The sequence below is a fragment of the Methylobacterium oryzae genome (assembly GCF_036441375.1).
Lineage (GTDB): Bacteria > Pseudomonadota > Alphaproteobacteria > Rhizobiales > Beijerinckiaceae > Methylobacterium > Methylobacterium oryzae_A.
Window position 1 is genome coordinate 137,005 of sequence record NZ_MLCA01000014.1, and the last position, 22,564, is coordinate 159,568.

Below are 22,564 nucleotides of genomic sequence, written 5' to 3' on the forward strand. Positions count from 1 at the left end.
TTGTGTGGATGGCTCCCGCATTGCAAGTGGCGAATTGAGCTTCTGACGCGTTGGTCGGGTGCAGTCTTGTGTCCGGCCTGTCGATGCAGTCGTTCATGTTGACCGCTGGCCCTGATGGTATCCGCGAGCTGGGTCCCACTCTGCTTTGCGAGCTATCGCGCCCTGGACTGGCGGCGGGGTGTCCCGGCCCCCGGTCTGACCGGTTCGCCATCAACTCTCATCGTCCTTGCAACCTGGAAGGGTCTCCTTGCCCTGCTGTCAGGCGGCCGTGGCCGCCGGTGCGCGGTAGGTGCCGCCGCGGGTCATGATCGCCCAGGCGACCCGCGCCGTGCGATTGGCCGCCGCGACGGTCACCACGCGCACCGGCTTGCGCTGGAGCAGTGCCGGCAGCCGCGGGTCGACCGAGGTCGGCGTCGCCTTCGCGCGCCGGATCAGAGAGGTCATGCCGACCACGAGCAGGCGACGCAGGTGGCGGTCGCCCATGCGTGAGATCCGCCCCATGCGCTCCTTGCGCCGCTGCAGTTCTGAAGCGGCGTCAGCCCTAACGAGGCCGCGAACTGCCGACCGGAGCGGAAGCGCTCGGGCTCGCTCACCGAGGCGGCCAACGCGGTTGCCGAGACGATGCCGACACCCGGGATCGTCGCAAGCCGCTGCGACAGGTCGCTGTCCCGATGCCAGGCGAGCAACTCCTTCTCCAGTCGGGTGAGCTGGATCTGCAAGGCACCGATCTGATCGGCCAGCCCGGTCACGACGCGCTGGGCGAGCGGCGGCACCTCGGCCGCGTCTCCGGCCGAGAGCCTGGCCGCCAGTTCGAGCGCATGGCGCAGGCCCCGCGCCATCTCGAACCCGAACTCGGCGAGCAGGCCGCGGATCATGTTCACCAGCTGCGTGCGTTGCTTGACCAGCAGGTCGCGCGTCCGGTGCAGCGCCAGCGCCGCCTGCTGCTCGGTCGACTTCACCGGCACGAACCGCATGCTCGGGCGCGTCACTGCCTCACAGATGGCAGCGGCGTCGTTCGCATCGGTCTTGCCGCGCTTGACGTACGGCTTCACGTAAGCCGGCGGCATCAGCCGCACGTCGTGGCCGAGCCTCATGAGCTCCCGGGCCCAGTGGTGCGCCGTGCCGCACGCCTCCATGCCGATCAGGCAGCGCGGCAGCATGGCGAAGAACGGCACGACCTGCGCCCGCCTCAAGGCCTTGCGCACGACGACGTGCCCAGCTGCATCGACGGCGTGAACCTGAAAGATGCTTTTGGCCAGATCGATGCCTACGGTGGTGATCTCCATGGGGATGGCTCCTGCATGAGCGTGGCTGCTGCTTTGACAGCAACCACATCTTGGCACCGAGATGCCGTCAGTCGGAGCGGGAGCCATCCACCCCATCTGCGGCGACGGAGCGGCCGTGCGCGCGGCCCGGGATCGCGGACGTCCATGGGCGGGCCGCGCACTCGGGTCGAAGGATGCAGCTCGCGGAGGGAAGAGCCAAGCTTTGGGGGGCGACGGCGGATGTGTTAACCGGACGTGGCGGCGGGTGGGCCGCGGCGGCTTGAGCGAGGCCGCCTCCGAGACACGCTGAGCCAGAAAATTCATGAGAGCGCTCGCGACTGGCTACGTCAGCCGACGGCTCGTCCTCCTCGGAGCGATCATCTGCTCGATGCTCGTCGGCCTGGGGGAGTGGCACGAGTGGGATCAGCGCGCGGCCGACATCCGGCAGACCGAGACGGCCGCCCTCAACGTCGCCCGCGCCGTGGCGCGGGAGGCCGACGCGACGTTCAGGCTCTCCGACACCGTGCTGTTCGGCATCATCGAGCGGCTGCAGAACGAAGGACGATCACCTGGAGCGCTCGAGCGGCTGAGCCGGAGCATGGCCACGGCGACGGACGCGCTCGACAGCGTCGGGGCGCTGTTCGTCTACGATGCCGAGGGGAACTGGATCGCGAGTTCGCGGACCCCCATTCCGCCTGGCGCGAACAACGCCGACCGCGCCTACTTCCATTTCCACAAAGCCGATCCGTCCCTCGCGCCTCACCTGAGTGAGCCGATCCGCAGCCGGTCGTCCGGCGCCTGGATTATCCTCGTCTCGCGGCGGCTGCAGAGCCCGGACGGCAGCTTCGCCGGCGTCGTGGCCGCGACCGTGGACGTCCAGCGCTTCATCCAGCGCCTGTCCGGTTTCGACGTCGGGTCGGGCGGGGTGATCGCCCTGCTGACCGGCGGGGGCAGGATCCTGGCGCGCCAGCCGTTTTCCGAGGATCAGATCGGGCGCGACGTGTCGGCGACGCCCTTGTTCCAGGCGGACCTGCCCAGTCGGTCCTCCGGCGTGGGGCGCTACGTCTCGCCGATCGACGGCAACGCCCGCCTCGCCGGCTTCGCCACGGCGAGCATGTTCCCGGTCGTCGCCTACGCTGCCGTCTCCGAGGACGAGGCCCTGGCCTCCTGGCGTTCCGGCGCCATCATGCGTGTGGCCGTCCTCGGCCTCCTGCTCGCGGCGCTCTCGGGGCTCGGCCTCAGGTTGCTCCGGGATGTCCGGCGGCGGGAACAGGCCGAAGGCGAGCTTGCGCGGAGCGAGGAGCGCTACCGCCTGCTCGCCGAGAACACGAGCGACCTCATCGTGTTCAAGCCGACGATGATGGGGCGGCACAGGTACGTCTCGCCGGCCGTGCGTACGATCCTTGGCTGGGAACCCGAGGAATACGGCACCCTGCCGGCCGCCGAGATCATCCATCCCGACGAGTTGGCCGAGGTCTCCGCCGTCTATGCCGCGCTCTCGCCGGAGCACCCGCAGGCCACGCACATGCACCGCCTGCGCCACAAGGCGGGGCACTACGTCTGGATCGAGTCGGTGCTCAAGCTGGTCGGCCACGACCCGCAGGACAGTGCCGTCTTGGTCACGGGCCGCGACGTCACCGCCCGGCGCGCGGCGGACGAGGCCCTCCGGGTGAGCGAGGCGCGCTACCGGCTGCTCTCCGAGGCGACCACCGACATGGTCACGCACCTGGACCTCTCCAGCCGGCGTCTCTACGTGTCGCCGGCCAGCCGCGAGCTGCTGGGCTACGAGCCCCATGAGCTGATTGGCACCAGCCCTGGCGGACTGACCCACCCCGAGGACGCGGAGGGTCTCGCGGCCCTTCTCGCCGAGATGAGCTCCGGCAGTCGCGAGCAGGCCGTCCACGTGTATCGGCTGCGCCACCGTGACGGCCGCTGGGTCTGGGTCGAGGCCTCGTTGAGATGCCTGGAGGACGAGGGTGGGCAAGCCGCCGGTTTCGTGGCGTCGGTGCGCAACATCGATGCGCGCAAGGCGGACGAGGCCGCGCTGCTCGCGGCACGGGCCGAGGCCGAGCGGGCGAGCGCGGCCAAGAGCGAGTTCCTGGCCTCGATGAGCCACGAGATCCGCACGCCGCTCAACGGCGTCATCGGTTACGCCGACCTGCTGCTCGATGAGCCGGGCATCGATGGGCGGCCCCGCCAATGCGGCGAGCGCATTCGCTCGGCCGGCGCGGCGCTGCTCACCGTCGTCAACGATATCCTCGACTTCTCGAAGATCGAGGCCGGGCAGGTCGAGATCGCGCCGCGACCCTTCTCGCTCGCCGCGTTGATCGACGACACCGTGTCGATCGTGCGCGGGCTCGCCGAGGCGAAGGGCTTGGCCCTCCACGTCGATCTCGACCCGGCGTCGCCGCCCTGGCTTGCCGGCGACGAGGACCGCCTGCGGCAGGTGCTGCTCAACCTGCTCAACAACGCCATCAAGTTCACCCCCGCGGGAGGGGTCGGGCTGCGCGTCGCGGCCGGGGGCGGCCCGGATCCGGTCCTGCTAGCCTTCTCGGTGACTGACACGGGAATCGGCATCCCGGCGGCCGAGCGTGGCCGCCTGTTCAAGCGCTTCAGCCAGGTCGATGGCTCGTACCGCCGTCGCTACGGCGGCACCGGGCTCGGGCTGGCGATCTCGAAACTGCTGGTCGAACTCATGGGCGGACGGATCGGAGTCGAGAGCGAGGAAGGGACCGGCTCCACCTTCCGGTTCGAACTCGACCTTGACAGGGCGGAAGCCCCACCGCCGGTCGCGTCCGGGTCCGGCGCCGGACCGGCGCGGCGGGGGCGGCACCTACTGCTCGCCGAGGACGTGACGCTCAACCAGGAACTCGCCCGGACCATCCTGGAAGGAGCCGGCCATACGGTCGACATCGTCGCCGACGGGGCCGAGGCCGTACGCGCGGTCCAGGCGCGGCGCTACGATCTCGTGCTGATGGACGTGCAGATGCCGGTGATGGACGGCGTGGGTGCCGCCCGGCGCATCCGCGCCCTCGCCGATCCAGTGGCCGCGGTCCCGATCATCGCGCTGACCGCCAATGTCCTGCCGCAGCAGGTCGCCGAGTTCCGGGAGGCGGGGATGAGCCATCACGTCGGCAAGCCGTTCCGCCGCGAGGAGCTTCTCGCCGCGATTGATCGTTGGGCCGATGACCGCAGCCATCAGCGGCCTGCCGCTGTCGAGGGGGGATCGAGCCCGGCGACGGAATCCACCCCCGGCGTGCTCGACGCGGCGGTGCTGGAGGAGTTGAGCGCGAGCATCGGCGCCTACCGCATCGAGCGCATGCTCGACCTTCTCGCCAGCGAACTCAACGAGCGCTTCCGTTCCGACTTAGGCGATCGCGAGCGGGTCGCCCGAGACGCGCACGCCATCGTGTCAGCCGCCGGCTCGCTGGGCTTCCTCGGCCTGTCGAGCCTCTGTCGCGAGATCGAAACCGCCGCCCGATCGGATGCGGACCTGACGCCGCTGACCCGCCGCCTGGCGGAACAGCGCGCGGCCGCGTTGCGGCTGATCCGCGACCTGTCGGCGGCCTGAATCGAGTCTCGGGGAGCCCACCCTCACGAACGGCGGGCGTGGGGTACATCTTGCGTCGGGCGACCGGCAGGGTCGGCGGCCCGTACGGCAACGTGCTAACCGGGACGGTGATCGGCCCATTCGAGGCGGGGGGCGACCATTGCCGCAGACCATGGCGATCCTTCGGGATGGCCGAGTCTGCACGCCTGGATGATTCGATCGGTGCAGCCACCGGCTGCCACTCGAACCGATCGGAAACGAGGCTCCCGCCGAGGCGGACGCGCCGCCTCGCTCGGGCCGAGTTCGGAGCCGCGACCGCCCGACCCAAGCCGAATGGCCACCGGGCAACCCAGCGCGGTTCGGTGAGATTCCTGCATCGACGTCGCCGGTCGGCACACGCCGCCTCGTCCAACCGAGCCCGCCCCGGGAGGCCGATCGCACACTCTGAATGGCCGGGATGGGCGCCGATTTGAATGAACCCGACCGAAATCGGAGTTTCTGCTTTGTGCCTCGAGAAAAAATGTGATTTCTTGATATTGAGACCGGTTTGATATAATAATCATAGATTTTATGTTAAATTTCTACATCATCAAGACATAATTTTTGGTCATATGCAACGACTTCGAAGTTGAGACATTCCGCCGTAATCACAGGAATCCGATGGAGAACCAGGGGACCAGGATAATGACGAGGAGGCCGAGCAAGAGGGCGACGATGTAGCCGACGATCGGGCGCATCCCGGCGTCGGGATGGATCCGGCTGATCGCGCAGGCGGCGTAGTAGCCGACGCCGAAGGGCGGCGCGAAGAGACCGATGCCCATCGCGAGGATCACCACCATCGCATAATGGACCTCGTGCACGCCCACCGCCCGCGCGATCGGGAACAGCAGCGGCCCGAACAGCACGATCGCCGGGATGCCCTCCAGCACCGAGCCCAGGATGATGAAGGCGGCGGCCGAGACGAACAGGAAGCCGAGCGCGCCGCCGGGCAGGCCCTTCATCACCTCGGCCAGCGTCTGCGAGAAGCCCGACTGGGTCAGCGCCCAGGCCATGCCGGTGGCCGCGCCGATGATCAGCAGGATCGCCCCCGACAGGGCAGCAGTCGTCACCAGCATCGGGTAGACGCGCCTCCAGTCGAACTGCCGGTAGACCAGCAGGCCCGCCAGCACCGCGTAGACGATGCCGATGGTGGAGACCTCGGTGGCCGTGGCGATGCACTCGACAACGGCGAAGCGGATCACGAAGGGCAGCGCCAGTGCCGGGATCGCGATGAGGAACGATTTGCCGATGATGCGCCCCGACGGTCGGGCGACGTGGCTGAGATCCTCGCCGCGGTAGCGCCACCAGACCAGCGCGCACAGGGTGGCGGCGAGCACGAGGCCGGGCAGCAGGCCGCCGGTGAACAGGGCGGTGATCGACACGCCGGTCACCGAGCCGATGGTGATCAGCACGATCGAGGGCGGGATCGTCTCGGTCTGGGCGCCGGTGGTGGCGAGCAGCGCCACGAGGTCGCCCTCCTTGGCGCCGCGCGCCTTCATCTCGGGGAACAGCACGGGCGCGACCGCGGCCATGTCGGCGGCCTTGGAGCCGGAGATGCCCGAGACGAGGTACATCGCGCCGACCAGCACGTAGTGCAGGCCGCCGCGCACGTGACCGAGCAGCGAGGCCAGGAAGCCCACCATGGCCTTGGCCATGCCGGTCATCTCGATGAGCAGGCCGAGGAAGACGAACAGCGGCACAGCGAGCAGGATCAGGTGGCTCATGCCCTCGTCCATGCACCCGACCACCACCATGGAGGGCGCGTCGGTGGTCAGCGTGATGTAGGCGAAGGTCGACAGGCCGAACGCGAAGGCGATCGACACTCCGGAGAACACCAGCGTGCCAACGCCGACGACGAAGAACAGCGGCAGGTTGAGGTTGCCGAGGTTCATCAGCCAGGGCTGGAGCGCCACGAGGCCTGCCGCGATTCCGACGCCCAGCGCGAGCGCGCCCGCGGTGAGCTTCCAGTCGGCGGTCTCCAAGAGCCGGATCACCGCGACGATCAGCATGAGTCCGAGGCCGACAGGCAGGGCGGCCGCGCGCCACGCGTTGTTCAGTTCCAGCGCCGGCGTCTGGACGAAGGTCTCCTCGCTGGCGAACTCGAAGGCCGGCTCCAGCAGCAGGGCGACGAAGATGAGGCCGGCCACCACGGCGACCGTCTCCAGGAAGGCGCGCAGGCGCGGGCCGCTCATGGCCACGAAGGCGGTCATGCGCATGTGCTCGGCGCGCCGGAAGGCGACCACGGCGCCCAGCATGGCGAGCCACAGGAACAGGATCGAGGCCAGTTCGTCCGACCAGACGAGGGGCTCGCGGAAGACGTAGCGGCTGACGACGCCGCCGAGCAGCACGCCGATCTCGGCCAGCACCAGCAGCGCCGCGGGGATCTCCACGAGGTGGCCCAGGCCGGCGTCGAGCCGGCGCAGCCAGCCCCGAGCGCGCAGGGGCGGGCCGGTCAACGCAACCCCCGCCGTCGTCTCGACGGCCGCTATGTCAAACTGTATGGTGATCGTCCCTCAAGCGAGCTTAGAGTCCGTCCGAGAAGTCAGGTTGATCGGGCGAGGCGTCTGACGAGGATCATGACGGCTGCGGCGTAGAGGAAGGCTTTGGCGGAGGCGAGGGTCGCTTCCGGATCCTTCCAGAGGCGTCGGTTGCGGCTGATCCAGGCGAAGAACCGTTCAACGACCCACCGGCGTGGATGCACGGCAAAGCCGACCTGATCCGGCGGCTTGCGCACGATCTCGACGGCGATGATCGTCGCGCTCGCTGGCTTGTCGCCGGCATAGCCGGCGTCGGCGAAGGCCTTGGTAATGAACGGGAAGCTTCGGCGCGACAGGCGCAGCACCGGAACGGCTCCGTCCCGGTCCTGTACGTCGGCAGGCTGCGGATCGAGGACGAGCGCACGCCCGTCCGTGTCGACCAACGCTTGGCGTTTGCGGCCTTTGACCTTCTTGCCGGCGTCGTAGCCGCGCGGCCCGCCGCTCTCCATTGTTTTGACGGTCTGGCTGTCGAGCACTGCGGCGGACGGCGAAGCTTCTCGTCCGACACGCTCGCGATCAGCCATGACGAGGTGGTGGTTGATCCGGCCGAACAGCCCTGTGTCGCGCCAGCGGCTGAAGTAGCCGAACGTGGTCGAACGCGGCGGCAGATCCTTGGGGATCAGCCGCCATGCGATACCGCCGCGCAGAACGTAGAAGATCGCGTTTAGGATCTCCCGCGTCGTCCAGACCGGAGGCCGCCCGCGCGGCTCAGGCCTCGGCATCAGCGGCTTGATCACCGCCCACTCGGCATCGGTCAGGTCAGTTTCATAGCGAAGGCCCGCGCGGCTATGCTGCCGCCGGGTGGTCGGGGTCCACATGGCAGGTCCAGGTCAGGCTTCAGCACCCGCCTGGAACCATCGCCATCCCGGCTACTCAACCCCGCCTCAGACCCTTATCGGACGGGTTCTTAGCGAGGTCGTTCAGCGACTGCCCGTCCGGCCCGTGGAGGAACGCAGAACTGGGCTGTGCCGCCGAACGCTGGCAGGTTGTGGCGGCCGTACGCATGTCGCACATCATGTCACTCCCCAGATCGTCGGGGCCGAACGATCTTCCGTGTTTATCGTCGGCTAAGCGCACGTCTTGCCCTCTTCAGGGCGCGCTGAGTTCGGTATCCCGAACCGGCCTCCATTTAGGCTGCACCGATACCTGGCCGCGTGGTCTTGTCCTGACTATCCGCTGTTCGGGCTACGCACCGATCAAGGCCAACAAGCGGGGTCGGTGCGTGAGGCAGGCACCGGCCCCGTCGCGCGCGAAATGGGCACGTTACCTACTCGCGGGCGCCTGTCGCGACGAACCTCGCTTTAGGTCAGCTTCCCGCATGCCTCCTCCAGCAACGACCAAGCGTTGTCACCATATTTCTGCTTCCATGTCTGATAATATGACGTACTTGCGAGTGCCCGCTGGAAGTCAGATTTCTCAATGTCGATGAATGCGAGGCCCTTGTTGGCCAGTTCGGTTCGCAATGAACGATCGCGCTCGGCGACATCCTTGCGCTGATCGACCACGGATCGGTCGAGTTCGCTGGTCAGGACGGACCTGATATCCTCCGGCATGCGCGACCAAGCCTTGCGGTTGGCCAAAGGCCAGTAGCCGTCCCAGCTGTGACCGGTCAGCGAGCAGAATTTTTGAACCTCGTAGAGTCGGGTCGTCGCGATGAGCGAGAGTGCGTTCTCCTGACCGTCGATGACTCCGGTCTGCAACGAGGTATAGACCTCGGCGAAGTTCATGGGCGTCGGTGACGCTCCGATCGCAGCGAAGAACGACGTGAGCATCGGTGCCGGCGGGACCCGGATCTTGAAGCCGGACAGATCCTTCGGAGCGCGGACCTCCCGTCCGGATGAGGTGATCTGGCGGAAGCCGTTGTCCCAGATCCGCCCCGGCGCGATGACGCCGACCTTCTCGATCAATGCCCGGGTGTGCTGACCCAGACCCCCATCCATCGCCCGCCAAACGGCATCGTAATCCGGAAATGCGTACGCTGTGTTGGCGATGCCCGCAACGGGTACGAAGGTCGCCAATATCGATGCTGAGAGTAGCAAAAACTCGATGCTTCCGTTCCGCACCTGCGACAAGACATCGGTTTCGGTGCCGAGCTGGTTGGCTGGAAACAAGCGAATGCTGAGGCGACCATTCGTCCGTTCACGGACGCGATCGAGGGCGGCGCGCAGATGGACGTTGTTCGGATGGCTTGGGTCCTGACCCGTCGCGAACTTGAAATCGAATTCCGGCCCTGCCCTCACGATCGACGGCATCCCCATCACCAAGCCACCGGCCAGCAGGGCACGACGGCTTACGGCTTTCCGCGGTAGCGCTAGCATTGATGACCTCCCTGGATTTTCGCGTCTTGATCGAACCTGGCCGGTTTCTTGAGATCTTTATTATTGAAGCTATGGCGTTGGTCTGCAGATCTATGGGTCGCTTGCGGCGAGTGCGGCCCCGAGCGCGAACCGCGCCATGGTAAGCGCCTCGGCCGGCGCAACCCCGCGCGTCGCGTAGTAGAGGTCGCGACCGAGAGCCAGCACGTCGGGATGTCCGGAGGTCGCACGTTCCACGGTCTCGACGGCCCGGGGTAGCACCTCGGTCGCAGGCAGCACGGCATTCACCAGGCTGCGCGCATGTGCTTCTTCCGCATTCATCAATCTCGCTTCGTAAGCGATCTCGAACAGAACCGCTTTGGGCAAGGCGTCGCGCACGACGGCGAGCGCCAGGAAGGGAAAAAGGCCGTGCGCCAGTTCCGGCAGGCCAAGCGTCGCGTCGCGCGTGGCGAAAACCATGTCGCAGGCGAGGGCGAGTGCGAATCCGCCCGCATGCGCATGGCCATTGAGCGCAGCGATCAGCGGCTTGCCGAGACCGGCCATCGCGCCGAAGAGATCGATATGGGCTCGCCCGAACTCCATCCGTCCGGCAGCGGTCGGCCCGGCGCCCCGGTAGTCGCCGCCGAGACAGAAGACGGAGCCGCTCCCCGTCAGGACGCATCCGCTGATCGCTTTGTCGCTGCGAGCGGCGTTCAGGGCGGCGGTCAACTCGTCCGCCATATCCAGCGTGATCCTGTTCCCGGCATCGGGTCGACTCAGCGTCAGGATCGCGACCCGACCACACGTCTCGACTTCGATCCGTCGCATCGCCGCTGCGCCCTTCGTTCGACGGAAGATCCCGCCGGTCCAAGTCACACCCCTTCCGACCCCCCTCGCGTCAGGAGGCGTAGCGCCGCTCCTGCGCGATGAGATCGGACATACCGACGAATTCGTTGAACTCGTCGAAAGGGGTCATCAGGTCCGCCACCGCGTTCGTCGAGCACCCCGCCTCCATGAACCGCTCCATCATGGTTTTGACAGCCTTGTGCATCGCGAACATCGGCTCGATCGGGCAGAGCGCGTAGTCGAAGCCGCACTCTTCGACCTCTTTCAGCGACAGGTAAGGGCTTTTGCCGGATCTCGCCATGTTGAACAGGAGCGGCTTGCCGAGCGGACGCAGGCGGCGACTGATCTCCCGCATCTGTTCGACGCTCTCCATCGCGTCGCAATACAGTCCGTCCGCGCCGACCTCGGCGTAGCTGGTGAGGCGGGCGACCGCATCGTCGAAGCCGGTCACGGCGAGAGAATCCGTGCGCGCGACGATGAAGAAGTCCGGATCGCTCCGAGCCTCCAGCATGGCGCGCAGCTTCTGCTGCATCTCCTCGGCGCTGACGAGCTGCTTGCCCGAGAAGTGCCCGCACTTCTTGGGGACCGCTTGATCCTCCAGATGCAGCACCGAAGCGCCCGCCTCTTCCCACAGTCTGATCGTGCGCTGCGCGTCGAGCACGCCGCCATACCCCGTATCCGCATCCGCGAAGACGGGGACGCTGGTGACCCTGCAGATGCGGCGGATATGGTCGAACATCTCGGTCTGCGTCAGCAAACCCATATCGGGGGCGCCCGCGACGATGGCGGAGGCCGCGAAGCCGCTCACGTAGATCGCGGGCGCGCCGACCTGCTCGGCCAGCTTGGCCGTGACGGCGTCGTGCGCGCCCATGCAGACGAACGGCGGCGACTTGAGAAGTTCGCGGAAGCGGGATGAGCGGGACAAAGCGGAGCCTCTGGGTTGCATCGGGCGGGCGGTTCGAAGCGCGCTTGACCGGGCTCAGATCCCAAACCCGAACTCTCGATGTTAGCGCAAACATAAACGCGATTGCGGCGTTCCGCAATCCATGCGGACGGGCTATGCGGCAGAGTACGGGATCAACTAGGTTACAGACACGGCCGGGCGACTCAGATGGCAGACCTAACGGCGAGACCGCGCCGGAAGCAGAATCCCAGGCAGGGGAAGCCTGAGCCTCGCATGGAGGATGTGGCCGCCCTGGCTGCAGTTTCAGCGATGACGGTCTCGCGGGCACTGCGCGATCCGACTTCCGTGAATACAGAGACCAGACTCCGTATTGAGGCGGCGATCGATGCCACCGGATACGTTCCCAACCGGATCGCCGGCAGCCTCGCTTCGCGAAGGACGAACGTCGTCGGCCTGATCGTGCCGAGCCTTCGCAACTCGCTCTTCGCGGAGACGATCCAAGGCGTATCGGACGCTCTCGGCGCACTCCATCCCCTGATGATCGCCGATAGCGGCTACGCGTTGGCCGGTGAGGAGGCCGCCATCCGGGCCTTCCTGGCCCAGCGCATCTGCGGGATCGTGCTGCACAACACGCAGCACACGACGCGCAGTCGCACGATGCTCGAGGATGCAGGCATCCCCTGCGTCGAGACGGGGAACCTGACCGAGAGACCTCTCGACATGACAGTCGGCTTCTCGAATTTCGATGCAGCCTGCGCGATGACGGAGTACCTGATCGCCCGCGGGTACAAGAACATCGGATTCGTCAGCCTGCCCATTCGCGACAATGATCGCGCCGCCGAGAGACGGGCCGGATTCCTAGCCGCCCATGAACGGCGTGGATTGGTCCCCGATCGCGAGCTGCTGCTCGAAAGCCCGCCCGGACTGCGGAGCGGCGGGCACGCGCTCGCAACCTTGATCGAGCGCGTGCCCGCCGTCGATGCGGTCTTCCTGTCCGGCGATGTGCTGGCGACCGGTGCCTTGCTCGAAGCGAACCGCCGTGGCTTGGACGTCCCGAACAGGATCGCGATCGTCGGCTCGGATGACAATGAACTGCAGGAGGCCGTCTCCCCACCGCTGACAACGCTGCGCTTTCCCCGCTATCAGATCGGTCATCAAGCAGCGGACATGCTGATGAAGCAACTGCGCAACCGCTCCCGCGACATCAGCAGGCTTGACCTCGGTTACGAGCTCATAGAGCGGGCAAGTGCTTGACAGCGAAACGAACGCGCCAACAACAATGACATCCGTTGGCCTATCGCGACTCGTCCGCTTCGAGGCTCGGTTGGTGATGGGCGGACATCGGGTGCGGCTCCGGCGGAGATCTCAAAGTGAGCTGTGGCCGACTTCCGAATGCCGGCCGGTGAAGGGTCGCCGGGCGCTGAAGTCCGGCTTTGAGAAAGCGTCCAGGATTGTCAACGGGCGCCGAAGTCTGGTTCTTCCGCACTTCGTGTGGCGCGGAACGCCAGGTCAGATCGCGGTGAGGGCGCGCTGGCGCAACATGTTGTTGCCCCTAAAGATCGGCTCTTGCTCACTTTGCGTGGACGGCGGCAGATTGGCTCGGTCCGGTGATCGCTTGAACGGCCCTGCCTACCGTCGAAGGCTGCCATCCGGCCCTTTCGGCGCGTTCGCAAGGGGATGGTCGACCGACAAATCCCGGCGGCGTCAGGGGAGACGGAGATGCGTCCCAGGTCGGTGATATCGGCGGAGCGGGCACGCGCTGGAATTCCTCGGGGCACCCGCTCGATCGTTCGCCACTTGCTATGCTGCAAGAGCGGCCGCGAAGTCTCGGTAGGCGTGCAACGGGCGGCCCAGGAGCGCGGTAAGACGCTCGCGATCACCCTCGGCCGGGACCATGCCGTCGCTGACGTAACGCTCGGCCATCACGCGCATCTCGTAGGCCATCCACTTCGGCATGAACGTCGCCATGCTCGCCTCGAACCCGCTCGGATCGTCGCCGCCATAGGCGACCGGGCGGCCCAGCAGCTCCGTCCAGATCGCCGCCGCGTCCGCGCCAGTGAGCGTGTCGGGACCGACGAGGTTGATGGTCTCGATCGGCAGCTTGCCCGGCGCCTGGTCGCGGCGGATCAACTCGATCGCGGCGACCTCGGCGATGTCGCGTGCATCGACCATGGCGACGCCCTTGGATCCGATCGGCATCGGGTAGACCGCGTGGTTCAGGATCACGTCCTTGATCATGACCTCATTGTCGATGAAGTAGCTTGGGCGCAGGATTGTTGCGCTGAAACCCATCGTCTCCAGCATGCGCTCGGCGCCGTACTTTATCGCGAAGTGCGGGACGTTGACGGCGCGGTCGGCGTCGAACACCGACAGGTAGACGACCCGCTCGACGCCCGCGGCGCGCGCGACGTTCAGGGTGATGATCGCCTGGGTGAACTCGTCACCCGTCACGGCATTCAGCAGGAACAGCGTGCGGATGCCGGAGAAGGCGGTGCGCAGTGCGTCGATGTCGAGGAGGTCGCCCTTCACGACCTCGACGCCGGAACCGAAATCGGCCTTGGCGGGATCGCGGGTCAGCACGCGGACGCTCATACCGCGCTGGGTGAGTTGCTGAACAACGTTGCGGCCGACGCGGCCGGTGGCGCCGGTGACGAGGATGGTCATGGGGTCGTTCCTTCGGGTTGAGCCGTTTGGCTGACCCGAAGATGAGAGATCCACCTTAGCGTCGATAGCTGTTATATCTGGACAGACCGTCTCGCTGGTGGAGCGTATGGATTTGCTTGCCCTCGCCGATTTCAGCCTCGTCGCCCGCCACGGTGGCTTCGGGAAGGCCGCGCGGGCCGCCGGCCGCCCGAAGGCGACTCTGTCGCGGCGCGTGGCAGAGCTGGAGGCGACCTTGGAGCTACGCCTGTTCGAGCGCGGTGGGCGCTCGATCAAGCTCACCGAGGAGGGACGCGCCCTCCACGAACGGACCCATGCGCTCCTGAGCGAACTCGACGAGACCGCCACGGCCATCGCCTCGGGGGGTGGCGTGCCACGTGGACGCCTACGGATCAGCGCGCCGCTCCTGTTCGCGCAGGTGGCGATGGGGAAGCTCGCGGCCGAGTTCGCGGCGAAGCACCCCCAAGTCCGGCTGGAGGTGACGACGGAGGACCGCGCCGTCGACATGGTCGAGGAGGGCTACGACCTCGTCATCCGGGTCAACCCGCAGAACGACGAGAGCTTGGTCGGCCGCATCTTCCTGCACGATCGGTTCGTCGTGGTAGCGAGGCCGGGATTGGCCCGCCCCGCGGGCAACGATGCTGTGCCGGCCGTGGTGCGCGGTACCGGAGGCGGCGATACCTGGCCGGTCCGGACGCACGGTGGACGCGCGCGCATCGCCTTCGAGCCGGTCCTCCGACTGTCGTCGGTCGTCATGGTCCGGGATGCGGTCCGGGCCGGGGCCGGGGCCGCCTCGCTTCCCGTCTCGCTCGTCAGCCACGATCTCGCCGCAGGCACCCTGGTCTGCTGGGGCGACGTCGAAGGTCCCGACATCGCTCTCTGGACGCTCTATCCCTCCCGCCGGCTGCTCAGCGCCCGCGTGTCGGCGTTCCTCGATCACCTGAGGCACGCGTTCCCACAGGGCACGCCAGACGAGCTGGCAGCCTACATCGGCGCATGAGGCCCAGGGCGGCGTCCGGTCCCTCGCGCCAGGTATCCGCCGCGGGACTAACTCGGCCGGCCGTCCGCTGCTTGCGCCTCGTCGAAGATGCGGCGGGCACCCTCGATCAGGTGCCAGTGCTCTCGGATCCCCCCCGTGAAGCCCTCCAAGGCCGGCAGCAGGCTCGCGCCCATGGGCGTCAGCTCGTACTCGACGCGCGGCGGGACCTCGGGGAAGTAGTGGCGTACGAGAAGCCATCCCTCTCCAGGTTCCGCACCGTCACCGTCAGCATGCGCTGCGTGATGCCCTCGATGCCGTTCCTGAGCTGCGAGAATCGTAGCCGATGGCCGGGGACGATGGACAGCAGCAACAGCGTGAGGATGGTCCACTTGTCGCCCATCCGCGACAGCACGTCGTGCGGTGCGCAGGGCTTTGGGCGCGGTCCCAGCGCCGTCTCCTCGTAGAGGCGGCCGTGCAGCATCTTGGCCATGGGTACCCTCCGTGTGCCCCAGGCACATCACCGTGCCGTCTTCCGCGAAAACAGCAGCGGTATACATGGGTAACCATCGAGGCGCGAGACGGTCGGACCGATGCTGCTGTACCAGTTCCACAAGGGCACGAACCCGCGACGCGTCATCATCTACCTCACGGAGAAGGAGATCGACGTCCCGCGGTACGAACTCGATTACGCGAACGGCGAGCATCGCTCCCCGGGCTACCTCGCCATCGACCCGTCCGGCCGGGCTCCGACCCTGGTGACCGATGGCGGTCCCGCGATCACGGATTCCGCCGCCATCGTGGAGTGCCTGGAGGAGCTTCATCCCGAGCGGCCGATGATCGGCACCGATCCGGTGTCGCGCGCCCGGGTCCGCGCCTTGGAACGGCTCGGCAGCGATCTCGTCGCGCGAGGACAGCTCTGGCTCTGGAACCGTACCGAAGCGTTCCCGGCCAAGGAGCCGTCTCCCTCGCAGGAGACCGCGGACCGGTCGTATCGCTACGTGACGGAGTTGCTGGACATCCTGGAAGCGGAGATCGGCCGGCATGACTTCCTAGCCGGCGACGCACCGACCGTTGCCGACTCCACCGCCTTCCCGATCTTCCAGACGGCACGCGAGCGGTTCGACCTCCCCTTCGGAGAGTGGCATCCGCGGCTGGACGCCTGGTACGGGCGGTTCAGGTCACGGCCGAGCGCGGACTATTAGGCGGATGCGCGTATCGCGCGGCCACGTCTCGGCTTCCGGCGTCAGTGTCAGTGTCAGTGTTAAAGAGGCATGATCAACGCTGAATCTGCCAATCAGTAGTTGACTAGCCTATCACGCATCATATCTTAAGAATGGTTTTCTCTCGACAACGGGGCGCCCGAAGATCATTTTTGAGAAATAAATCATTCAACAGTTCCAAAGGCAGCAAAGAAATTCTACCGCGCGTTCTGTTGCGCCGCGATCCACTCAGCACATGATCCCATTGAAGTTACAGATCGAGCGACCGCTCACCCCCGATGCAGAAGGTGATCATCTCGTCGACCTAGAGCAGGTCTTTCTCGAGGTCGGACGACATGCATCGCTGCGGGAGCTTGAGCGTACCCATCCTCTTGAGCAGCTTGATCTACTGCGTGCGGTCCGATTCGGAGCTATGCGGATCGGGGGAGACGCCGGTGGGCGCGGCGCGACCTTCCGACAATTGCTGGCGTCGGTCATCGCCCTGGGCGACGCGGACCCGAACGTGGCCCACATATTCCGGAACCACTTCACTTTTGTCGAACGTTTCGCACGCCGACCACGCACCGAGCAGGAGCGCCGATGGCAGCGCTTGGTCGTTGATGGCGCGGTTGTCGGACTCGCCAATACGGAACTCGACAGCGCCACCATCGGCGGTGCGCCTATGTCCACGACACTGACCCGCGATGGCACCGCCTACCGATTGAATGGGCGCAAGTACTACAGCACCGGCACGCTCTATGCGGATCTGGTTCAAGTGAGAGCCTCGATGCCTGATGGCAGCCTCGCCTCCGCCATCATCCCGACCGACCGCTCCGGCGTGGAGCGGCTCGACGACTGGGACGGCACCGGGCAACGCTTGACCGGCAGCGGCACCACGATCCTGACCAACGTGCGGGTGGATGCCGACGAGATCGTCGTCGATGGCGCCGGCGCCGGATTCGGCGTCGCTTATTCGGCCACCCTTCCGCAGCTATATCTGACCAGCATAGAGGCCGGTATCCTGCGCAGCATCCTGCGGGACGCCATCGCGATGGTTTCCGGCCGAACCCGCCCGTTCTACTACTCCCCTGACAAGCCGCCGGATGACCCGCTTCTGCAGAACGCGATCGGGGAGTTGGCCAGCTCGGCCTTCGCTGCGGAGGCGATCGTCCTCGCCGCCGCGGATGCCCTGGACCGCGTCGATGCCGTCAGAGTCGCCGGGGACGACGAAGGCGATCTGGCCGAGCGCGCCTCTCTCGCGGCGGCCCAGGCAAAGGTCGTGGTCGACGACCTCGCGCTGCGCGCCGGTTCGCGGCTCTTCGATGTCGGGGGCGCCTCGGCGACGCAGAGGACGAAAAACCTCGACCGGCACTGGCGCAACGTCCGCACGCTCGCATCCCACAACCCGAAGGCGCTCAAGGCCCGCGTGATCGGAGACCATCTGGTCAACGGCATCGCATTGCCGCGCTCCGGCTTCTTCTGAGAGGCACGCGATGCATCGTCCTTCCGCATGGCTTTCGACCAGGCGCTCGGTCCTGGCCGCCGGAACCGCGGGATTGGCCGCGGCCACTCTGTCCCGAGGCGCACACGCGGGCGACGTCGCGAAGCCGGGCGGCACGCTCGTCGTCGTGCTCGATCCTGAGCCGGCGGGTCTGGTCGCCGGCATATCGATCTCGGCACCCGCCGTAGCCGTGTCCTCCAACATCTTCGACGGGCTCGTCGTTCTCGACGAGGCCTTCGCTCCGCGCCCGCAGCTCGCAGAAAGCTGGGAGACGTCGCCGGACGGCCTGTCGATCACCTTCCGCCTGCGGAAGGACGTCTCGTGGCACGACGGAAGGCCGTTCACGTCGGCCGACGTCCAGTACTCGCTGATGGAGGTCACCAAGAAGACGCATCCGCGCGGTAACGCCGTCTTCGCGAACCTCACGGCGGTCGAGACGCCGGATCCGCACACGTCCGTCTTCCGCTTCTCGCGCCCATCCCCGGTGGTCTGGGCGGCGCTCGAGGGAACCGAGACTCAGATCCTGCCTCGCCACCTCTACGAAGGCACGAACCCGATCGCCAATCCCTGGACCGCCAAGCCGATCGGGACGGGCGCGTTCGTCTTCAAGGAATGGGTCCGCGGCGACAGGATCGTGCTCGAGCGCAACCCGAACTACTGGGACAAGGGGCGCCCGCTCCTGGACCGCATCGTCTTCCGCACCATCCGGGACGCCGGCTCCCGCACCGCGACCCTGGAAGCCGGCGAGGCGCAGTACGGGGCTATGAACCCGGTGTCCCTCGCCGACACCGAGCGGCTGCGCGGATCGGCCGACCTGACCGTCGAGACTCGCGGCTTTGAGGGCTCCGCCCCGATGTACTTCTTCGACTTCAACATGCGCCGGAAGCCGTTCGACGACATCCGGGTCCGACAGGCGTTCGCGCACGCCATCGACCGCACGGCGCTCGCCCGGACGATCTGGTACGGGCTGGCCGAGCCGGCGACCGGCCCGATCCCAAACTACCAGAAGGCCTTCTACAACCCCGATACGCCGCAGTACGCGTTCGATCCGAAGAAAGCCGAAGCACTTCTCGACGAAGCGGGTCTCAAGCGCGGACCGGGCGGCGTGCGTCTGCGCATCGACCACATCCCATGCGCCTACGGCGACGACTACATACGGGCCGCGGAATTCTACCGGCAGGCGCTGAAACGGATAGGCGTCGAGCTGCGGGTCAGGACCTTCGACCTGCCAACCTACCTGCGCGTGATCTTCACCGACTACGACTTCGACACGCACTCCGCTTGGTACTCGGCCTACCCGGATCCGCAGATCGGCGTGCAGCGGAGGTACTGGAGCCAAGCGATCAAGAAGGGCACGCCCTCGTCCAACGCCTCCCAGGTCGCCGATCCCGATCTCGACCGGGTGATCGAGGCGATCCAGGTCGCAGGCGATCCCGCGGAGCGGAACGCACTCATCCGCCGCTTCCAGTCCGTCGCACAGGAGAAGTTGCCGTCGATCAACCTGCTCGAACTCAAGTTCTTCCGCGTGTACGCGAAGAATCTCGATGGCATCAGTTTCGCGCCGTTCGGCGGCTACCAGTCGTTCAAGACCGTCTCTACGAGCGCTTGACCGTGAGGAAGCCGCTTCCCGTCGCCGGCTCGAGCCGCGCCCTCCGCTATCTCGGACTGCGGTGCCTGCAGGCCGTGCCGACGGTGATCGCGATCGCCGTCCTCAACTTCTTCTTCCTCCGGTTGGCGCCGGGCGATCTCGTCGACACCATGGCTGGCGAGGCCGGGGCCGCGACGCCGGAATACATGGCGATGCTGCGCCAGCTCTACGGCCTCGATCAGCCGGTCTGGACGCAGTTCCTCCACTACCTGTCGCGGCTCGCACATTTGAATCTGGGCTACTCCTTCCGGAACTCGACGACCGTACTTGACCTCATACTCTCACGCCTTCCGAACACGGCGCTGCTGATGCTCTCGAGCCTCGCCGTGGCCCTCGTCGGGGGCGTGGCGCTCGGCACGATCGGCGCACGGTGGCGCGGGCGCTGGCCGGACGCCCTGATCTCCGCGATCTCGACGGTCGGCTTCGCGACACCGCTGTTCTGGATCGGCCTGATGCTGATCGTCCTGTTCTCGGTCCATCTCCGCTGGCTTCCGGCCGGCGGCATGACCGACGTCGAGGGGGGCCGGACCGGGCTGCCGTATCTGCTCGATGTCGCGCGGCATCTGGTGCTGCCGGTCTTCAGCCTCGCGGTCTTCTACGTCACGATCTACGCACGAATGACCCGCTCGGCGGTGCTGGAGGTGCGCGAGCTCGACTTCGTCCGGACCGCACGCGCGAAGGGGCTCGCTCCCCGCAAGGTCATGTCGCGTCACGTCCTGCGGAACGCGCTCCTGCCGATCGTGACGATGACCGGGCTCCAGTTCGGCACGCTCCTGTCCGGATCGGTGGTAATTGAGACCGTGTTCGCATGGCCCGGGATGGGGCGGCTCGCCTTCGACGCCGTATTCCAGAGGGACCTCAACCTGCTCCTGGGCGTGCTGCTGTTCTCGTCCTGCCTCGTCGTCGTCTCCAATCTCTGTACCGACCTGCTCTACTCGGTGCTCGATCCGAGGATCGAGGTCCGATGACCGTGGTTCCGCTTACCAAGGCCACGCGGGTCGCGACCCTCCTGTCCGGTCGCAAACGCGCCCGGCGGCCGTCGTCCAGTTTCCTCCGACGCCTCCTCCGCAACCGGTCGGCCGCATTCGGCGGCGCGGTGCTGATCGCCGCGGCACTGGCAGCGGTCTTTGCGGGAGCGATCTTCGACGCCGACCCGCTCGACATGGTCGGGCGCCCTTACACGTGGCCGTTCACCGACAGGCTCCACCCGCTCGGCACGGACATGCTCGGTCGGGACATACTCGTTGGGCTGGTCTACGCCGCCCGCGTCTCGCTCACGGTCGGGTTCGCGGCTGCCGCATTGTCCACGATCCTCGGCGTGTCGCTGGGCGTGCTGGCCGGCTACTTCGGGGGCTGGACTGACGGTCTGATCTCCCGGCTCACCGAAGTCTTCCAGACCATGCCGCCCCTGATCCTCGCGGTGGTCGTCGTGACGGTTCTGTCGCCGAGCGTCGGCTCGATCGCCTGCGGCATCGGGATCGCATCCTGGCCGCAGATCGCTCGGATCGTCAGAGCCGAGACGCTGCGCCTCCGGGACAGCGAGTTCGTCCAGGCCGCAGTGTCGGTCGGCGAAGGTCATCTGCGCATCGTGACCGGCCACATCCTGCCGAACGCGTTGCCCCAGATCGTCGTGACCGGCTCCATCCTGGTGGCCTCCGCCATCCTGACCGAGGCGGCGCTGGCTTTTCTCGGGCTCGGGGATCCAAACGAGATCTCCTGGGGAAGCATGATCGGCGCCGGGCGCGAGGCCATGCGGACGGCCTGGTACATGACCGCGCTTCCGGGCCTCGCGATCACGGCCGTCGTGCTTTCGCTGAACCTCCTCGCCGACGGTCTCAACGACGTCCTCAATCCGCGTGCCGGGAACGGCTGAAGGCGGGGCCCCCGGTCCGCGCCACCCGAAGGAAAGTGTCCATGGGCGTCGTCACGCTCCATACCGATCCGGACGAGGGGCGCCCCGACACCGGCCTCCGCGTACGGTCGCCGGCGGACTTCCCCGATAGCCCGCTGGCTCGGGTTCTGAGGCAGCCCTTCCTGCTCGGGCTCTTCCTGCCCATCCAGAACGGGGGATGGTCGCCCTCGACGCTGCCGCGCACGACCGACTGGAGCTTCGAGTACAACCTCGCGCTAACGCGGCAGGCGGAGGAACTCGGCTTCGACCTCGTGTTCGGGCTCGCCCAGTGGATCGGCAAGGGCGGGTACGGCGGCGAGCTGCGCTATCGCGAGACCACGCTCGACCCCTTCGTCACGGTGGCCGCGCTCAGCTCGGTCACCTCCAGGATCCTCCTGATCTCAACGATCCACATCCTGTACGGCCCTTGGCACCCGCTGCACTTGGCGAAGTTCGCCGCCAGCCTCGACCACATCTCGCAGGGGCGGTTCGGCCTCAATGTCGTGACCGGCTACGCGCCGCGCGAGCCGAGGATGTTCGGCATGACGCAGGTCGAGCACGACGAGCGCTACACGCGCTCGGCCGAGTTCGTCAGCATGCTGGAACGGCTCTGGGGCGCGTCCGAGAACGTGACGGTCGACGGCAGCTACTGGCGGCTGGACGAGGCCTACGTGACGCCGAAGCCGGCATATGGCCGGCCCATCCTAGTCAACGCCACCGGTTCGCCGGCCGGCTTCGCCTACGCGGCCGCCCATTCCGACCTCGCCTTCGTCACCAGTCCCGCCGGTGCCGACATCGACGCGGCCATCGCGGCCCTGCCCGATCACGTCGGTGCGCTGAAGGCCCGGGCGCGGGCGGTCGGCCGAGAGATCCGGACCATCATCAATCCGATGATCGTCTGTCGCCCGACCGAGAAGGAGGCGCGGGACTATCACGCCGCCATCCTCGCTCATGCCGACGCCGACGCCGTCCGGAACTTCGTCGCCCACCACGCGGCCGGTGACAGCCGCGCCTGGACCAATCATCGAGCCGACCACCGGGTGCTCGGCGGCAACGTGCAGATCATCGGATTGCCCGAGCAGGTGGTTGCGAAGCTCGTCGCGCTCAGGGAGACCGGGATCGACGGTGCGCAGCTCACCTTCTTCGACTTCGCGCCCGACCTCGCCTTCTTCGGCGCCGCCGTGCTGCCGCTGCTGAAGCAGGCCGGACTGCGCCTCTGACCACGAATCGCGGCCCGCCGCCTCGGTGGC

General features: G+C 67.0%; 16 protein-coding genes and 1 pseudogene. 9 read left to right on the forward strand and 8 right to left on the reverse strand.

Translation table 11 applies throughout. The features are described from left to right. Positions 1-258 precede the first annotated feature (258 nt). Positions 259-1,286, reverse strand: a pseudogene (locus tag MOTC310_RS24340) (IS110 family RNA-guided transposase). Positions 1,287-1,587: 301 nt separating this feature from the next. Between MOTC310_RS24340 and MOTC310_RS24345 the strand changes: the two are divergent. Continuing rightward, a complete protein-coding gene (locus MOTC310_RS24345) occupies positions 1,588-4,836 on the forward strand; it encodes a PAS domain S-box protein (RefSeq protein ID WP_331303625.1) in 3,249 nt (1,082 codons plus the stop codon). 626 nt (positions 4,837-5,462) lie between these two features. Here the strand turns inward: MOTC310_RS24345 and MOTC310_RS24350 are convergent. The 5 genes from MOTC310_RS24350 to MOTC310_RS24370 form a co-directional block, all read right to left on the reverse strand. Next, positions 5,463-7,310: a TRAP transporter large permease gene (locus MOTC310_RS24350; RefSeq protein ID WP_331303626.1), complete on the reverse strand. Its 1,848-nt coding sequence runs from the start codon at positions 7,308-7,310 to the stop codon at positions 5,463-5,465. An 86-nt stretch (positions 7,311-7,396) separates the two neighbouring features. After that, positions 7,397-8,209: an IS5 family transposase gene (locus tag MOTC310_RS24355; protein ID WP_331303627.1), complete on the reverse strand. Its 813-nt coding sequence runs from the start codon at positions 8,207-8,209 to the stop codon at positions 7,397-7,399. 483 nt (positions 8,210-8,692) lie between these two features. Next, positions 8,693-9,649: a TRAP transporter substrate-binding protein gene (locus MOTC310_RS24360; RefSeq protein ID WP_419539965.1), complete on the reverse strand. Its 957-nt coding sequence runs from the start codon at positions 9,647-9,649 to the stop codon at positions 8,693-8,695. A 150-nt stretch (positions 9,650-9,799) separates the two neighbouring features. Next, positions 9,800-10,513 (reverse strand): enoyl-CoA hydratase/isomerase family protein, encoded by a 714-nt coding sequence (locus tag MOTC310_RS24365; RefSeq protein ID WP_331303629.1) that lies wholly within the window; start codon positions 10,511-10,513, stop codon positions 9,800-9,802. Positions 10,514-10,583: 70 nt separating this feature from the next. Further along, positions 10,584-11,477, reverse strand: coding sequence for an isocitrate lyase/PEP mutase family protein (locus tag MOTC310_RS24370; protein WP_331303630.1), 894 nt, complete (start codon positions 11,475-11,477; stop codon positions 10,584-10,586). 231 nt (positions 11,478-11,708) lie between these two features. Between MOTC310_RS24370 and MOTC310_RS24375 the strand changes: the two genes are divergently transcribed. After that, positions 11,709-12,689, forward strand: coding sequence for a LacI family DNA-binding transcriptional regulator (locus MOTC310_RS24375; protein ID WP_331303631.1), 981 nt, complete (start codon positions 11,709-11,711; stop codon positions 12,687-12,689). Positions 12,690-13,235: 546 nt separating this feature from the next. Here MOTC310_RS24375 and MOTC310_RS24380 read toward each other — a convergent pair. Beyond that, positions 13,236-14,099, reverse strand: coding sequence for an SDR family oxidoreductase (locus tag MOTC310_RS24380; RefSeq protein WP_331303632.1), 864 nt, complete (start codon positions 14,097-14,099; stop codon positions 13,236-13,238). Positions 14,100-14,205: 106 nt separating this feature from the next. Here MOTC310_RS24380 and MOTC310_RS24385 point away from each other — a divergent pair, with 106 nt between their 5' ends. Next, on the forward strand, positions 14,206-15,096 hold the full coding sequence (locus MOTC310_RS24385; RefSeq protein WP_331303633.1) for a LysR family transcriptional regulator: 891 nt from the start codon (positions 14,206-14,208) through the stop codon (positions 15,094-15,096). A 178-nt stretch (positions 15,097-15,274) separates the two neighbouring features. On the opposite strand, the gene MOTC310_RS24390 is transcribed toward MOTC310_RS24385, so the two are convergent. Then, on the reverse strand, positions 15,275-15,565 hold the full coding sequence (locus MOTC310_RS24390; RefSeq protein WP_331303634.1) for a winged helix-turn-helix transcriptional regulator: 291 nt from the start codon (positions 15,563-15,565) through the stop codon (positions 15,275-15,277). 100 nt (positions 15,566-15,665) lie between these two features. Between MOTC310_RS24390 and MOTC310_RS24395 the strand changes: the two genes are divergently transcribed. From MOTC310_RS24395 to MOTC310_RS24420, 6 genes are all read left to right on the forward strand, one after another. Further along, complete coding sequence (locus tag MOTC310_RS24395; protein ID WP_331303635.1) at positions 15,666-16,277, forward strand: glutathione S-transferase family protein; 612 nt, start codon at positions 15,666-15,668, stop codon at positions 16,275-16,277. 253 nt (positions 16,278-16,530) lie between these two features. Next, a complete protein-coding gene (locus MOTC310_RS24400) occupies positions 16,531-17,757 on the forward strand; it encodes an acyl-CoA dehydrogenase family protein (protein WP_331303636.1) in 1,227 nt (408 codons plus the stop codon). 73 nt (positions 17,758-17,830) lie between these two features. Further along, complete coding sequence (locus MOTC310_RS24405) at positions 17,831-19,384, forward strand: ABC transporter substrate-binding protein (RefSeq protein ID WP_331303637.1); 1,554 nt, start codon at positions 17,831-17,833, stop codon at positions 19,382-19,384. A 2-nt stretch (positions 19,385-19,386) separates the two neighbouring features. Next, positions 19,387-20,391 carry an ABC transporter permease gene (locus MOTC310_RS24410; protein ID WP_331303638.1) on the forward strand — a complete coding sequence of 335 codons (1,005 nt, stop codon included), beginning with the start codon at positions 19,387-19,389 and terminating at the stop codon, positions 20,389-20,391. Then, a complete protein-coding gene (locus MOTC310_RS24415; RefSeq protein ID WP_331303639.1) occupies positions 20,388-21,296 on the forward strand; it encodes an ABC transporter permease in 909 nt (302 codons plus the stop codon). The genes MOTC310_RS24410 and MOTC310_RS24415 overlap by 4 nt, the downstream gene beginning before the upstream one ends. A gap of 41 nt (positions 21,297-21,337) precedes the next feature. After that, on the forward strand, positions 21,338-22,534 hold the full coding sequence (locus MOTC310_RS24420; RefSeq protein ID WP_331303640.1) for an LLM class flavin-dependent oxidoreductase: 1,197 nt from the start codon (positions 21,338-21,340) through the stop codon (positions 22,532-22,534). Positions 22,535-22,564: the final 30 nt, after the last annotated feature.